This window comes from Bradyrhizobium sp. (assembly GCF_035701725.1).
In the GTDB taxonomy this organism is placed as follows: Bacteria; Pseudomonadota; Alphaproteobacteria; order Rhizobiales; family Xanthobacteraceae; genus Bradyrhizobium.
In genome coordinates this window covers 1-3,108 of sequence record NZ_DASSRP010000212.1, presented here as the reverse complement: position 1 = coordinate 3,108, position 3,108 = coordinate 1, and the positions used below count along the sequence as shown (strand labels likewise).

The following is a 3,108-nucleotide window of genomic DNA, read 5'->3' as shown; positions in this document are numbered from 1 at the left end:
ATGCAGATGCGGCGCCGGTGTAATCCGCTCGCCGACAAAGCCCGCACCGATCAGGCCGGAGACGCCGATGCCGAGAATGGTCAGCGCAAGCCCGGTCGCGACCTGGTTGACCGCAAGCCCCAGCGCCATGGATGCGAAGATCAGCGACATCAACATGCCGGCGATGATGCCGCAGATCGCGCCGACAATGATCGACCCGGTAAGCCACGCACCGCCGAAGGCGCAGGCCGCGCCGACGATCATCATGCCTTCGACGCCGAGGTTGAGCACGCCGGAACGCTCGGTCACGAGTTCGCCCGTGGCCGCGATCAACAGCGGCGTCGAGGCCGCCAGCACCGACAGAATGATGGGTTCAAGCAGTTCCACTTGGCACCTGTGGCGAAGAGGAAATCAGCCGGATCCGGTACAGAATGAGGGAATCGCAGGCGAGCACGTAGAACAGCAGAATACCCTGAAAAACCTTGGTAACGTCGAGGGGTATCTTCATTGCGATCTGGGCCTGTTCGCCGCCGATGAAGGTCAGCGCGAGGAAAAGCCCTGCAATTAATATTCCAACCGGGTTCAGTCGCCCGAGGAAAGCGACGATGATCGCGGTGAATCCGTAGCCGGGGGAGAAGCCCGGCTGAAGATGGCCGACCGGGCCCGCGACCTCGATGATTCCGGCAAGGCCGGCAAGTGCGCCGGAGATCGCGAATGTCAGCAGGATCAGTTGCCTTGAGTTGAAGCCGCCGAAGCGCGCGGCGCGCGGCGCGGCGCCGACGACGCGGATTTCAAAGCCCTTGATGGTGCGGCCGATCAGGATAGCGGCGGCAATGACGACGAGCACGGCGAAAAGGGCGCCGAGGTGCAGCCGGCCGCCTTCGACCAGCGTTGGTACGGTGGCGACGGAATCGAACTCGGCGGTGGTCGGAAAATTGAAGCCATTCGGATCGCGCCAGGGACCGCGCACGAGATAATCGAGGAAGAGATCGGCGACATAGACCAGCATCAGACTGGTCAGGATTTCGCTGGCGCCGAACCTCACCTTGCAGATCGCCGGGATCATCGCATAAAGCGCGCCGCCGGCCGCGCCCATCGCCAGCATCGCCGGCAGCACCCATGGGCCGACATCGGTGCCGTGGGTTTTCACCGCGAGCCAGCTTCCGGCGACGGCGCCGATCAGAAACTGTCCTTCCGCGCCGATATTCCAGACATTGGCGAGATAGCAGAGTGAGAGCCCCACCGCGATCATCACCAGCGGCGTAGCCTTTACCGCGATTTCCTGCAGCGAATAGCTGTCGGTGAGCGGGTCGATGAAATAGACCCAGAGCGCAAGCAGCGGATTTTTGCCGAGAATGGCGAACAGAATGACCATGGTCAGAATCGTCAGTCCGATCGCGATCAGGGGGGAGACCAAAGCAATGGTATTCGAGCGTTCGGTGCGTTTTTCAAGCACGAGCTGCATGCGCCGCCTCCGTGTGCTCGAGGCCGCTTCCGCCCATCAGGAGCCCGAGTTTCTCGCGCGTGGCCTCCTTGGTCGGCATCGCTTCGGACAGCCGGCCATGGAACATCACCGCGATCCGGTCGCTGATCTCGGCGAGTTCGTCGAGATCCTGGCTGGTGACGAGCACGGCCGCTCCGGCGGCGGCAAGATCGAGCAGCGCCTGGCGGATCACGGCCGCGGCGCCCGCATCGACGCCCCAGGTCGGCTGGCTGACGACGAGCACCGCGGGATTGCGCAGGATCTCGCGTCCGACCACGAACTTCTGCAGGTTGCCGCCGGAAAGCGAGGCGGCTTCCGGATCGCGCTTGGCCTTGCGGACGTCGAAGGCCTTGGTGGCGCGGTCGACCGTCGACAGCGTTGCCGGCGTATCGATGAAGCCGAATTTCACCATGCCCGACGCCGCATGGCCGGTCAGAAGCGCGTTCTCCGACAATTTCATGCGCGGCGCGGTGCCGTGGCCGAGCCGTTCTTCCGGCACAAAGGCCGCGCCGAGCTTGCGCCGCTGCGTGATAGTGAGATGGCCGGCCGCGATGCCTTCGATCACCACGGTGCCTGGATCGTTCGACCGACGCTCACCGGACAAGGCTGAAAAGAACTCATCCTGGCCGTTGCCGGCAACGCCGGCGATGCCGAGGATTTCGCCGCCGCGCAGTTCGAGCGAGATGTTTTGCAAGCGGACGCCGTGGGGATCGTCCGGCTCGATACAGAGATTGTTGACGACCAGCCGCGGCACCGTGATCGTGCGCTGTGCCGAAGCTTTGACTTCCTTGATCTCGGTGCCGACCATCATTCGCGCCAGCGAGGCTGCGGTTTCGGCTCTCGGATTGCACGTCGCGACTTTCTTGCCTAGCCGTAGAATGGTCGCGGTGTCGCACAGCCGCTTCACCTCCTCCAGTTTGTGCGAGATGTAGAGGATGGCGCGGCCCTCCTGTTTCAATCGCTCCAGCACGATGAAAAGCTGATCGGCTTCCTGCGGCGTGAGCACCGCGGTCGGCTCGTCGAGGATCAGGAACTTCGGGTTCTGCATCAGCGCGCGCACGATTTCGATGCGCTGCCGTTCACCGACCGACAGTTGCCAGACCTCGCGACGCGGATCGAGCGGCAGGCCGTAGGTGCGCGAGACTTGTTCGAGTCGCGCCGACATATCCTTGAAGGATTCCTTGCCGTCGAGTCCGAGCGCGACGTTCTCGGCCACCGTCAGGTTGTCGAACAGCGAGAAGTGCTGGAACACCATGCCGATGCCGCGGCTGCGTGCTTCGGACGGCCCGGTCAGCACCATGCGCTGGCCTTCCCAGCGCATCTCGCCTTCGCTCGGTTGGATCAGGCCATAGATGGTTTTGACCAGCGTCGACTTGCCGGCGCCGTTCTCGCCCAGAAGCGCATGGATTTCTTTCGGCCAGACCTCGATGTCGATGGAATCATTGGCCAGAAATGTGCCGTAGCGCTTGGTCAATCCAATGGTCTGCAAGAGCGGCGTGGCGCCGGGATGCGGGCTGGCGGGCGTCGAATCTGACATTCGGGTCCAGAGTGCGAAAGTGGCTGGCTTGATACTGTGCCAGTTTAAGCGCCAGCGTAAGTGGTGAAAAAGCGTCAGTCGTTGCCCAAGGCTTTGGCAATCACGACCT

Annotated in this window: 3 protein-coding genes; all 3 read right to left on the bottom strand. The window is 63.0% G+C overall.

Annotated elements, in window-relative coordinates:
* Positions 1 to 366: ABC transporter permease subunit (locus VFL62_RS12250; protein ID WP_414644691.1), on the bottom strand; the 366-nt coding region annotated here is incomplete at its 3' end.
* On the bottom strand, positions 353 to 1,444 hold the full coding sequence (locus tag VFL62_RS12245; protein WP_325172641.1) for an ABC transporter permease: 1,092 nt from the start codon (positions 1,442 to 1,444) through the stop codon (positions 353 to 355). The genes VFL62_RS12250 and VFL62_RS12245, both read right to left, overlap by 14 nt.
* On the bottom strand, positions 1,428 to 2,999 hold the full coding sequence (locus tag VFL62_RS12240; RefSeq protein WP_325172640.1) for an ABC transporter ATP-binding protein: 1,572 nt from the start codon (positions 2,997 to 2,999) through the stop codon (positions 1,428 to 1,430). The genes VFL62_RS12245 and VFL62_RS12240 overlap by 17 nt, the downstream gene beginning before the upstream one ends.
* Positions 3,000 to 3,108 lie beyond the last annotated feature (109 nt).

What these genes read in the sequence shown, in the direction of transcription:
- VFL62_RS12245 (WP_325172641.1), bottom strand. Translation starts at nt 1,444, where the DNA reads ATGCAGCTCGTGCTTGAAAAACGCACCGAACGCTCGAATACCATTGCT.
- VFL62_RS12240 (WP_325172640.1), bottom strand. Translation starts at nt 2,999, where the DNA reads ATGTCAGATTCGACGCCCGCCAGCCCGCATCCCGGCGCCACGCCGCTC.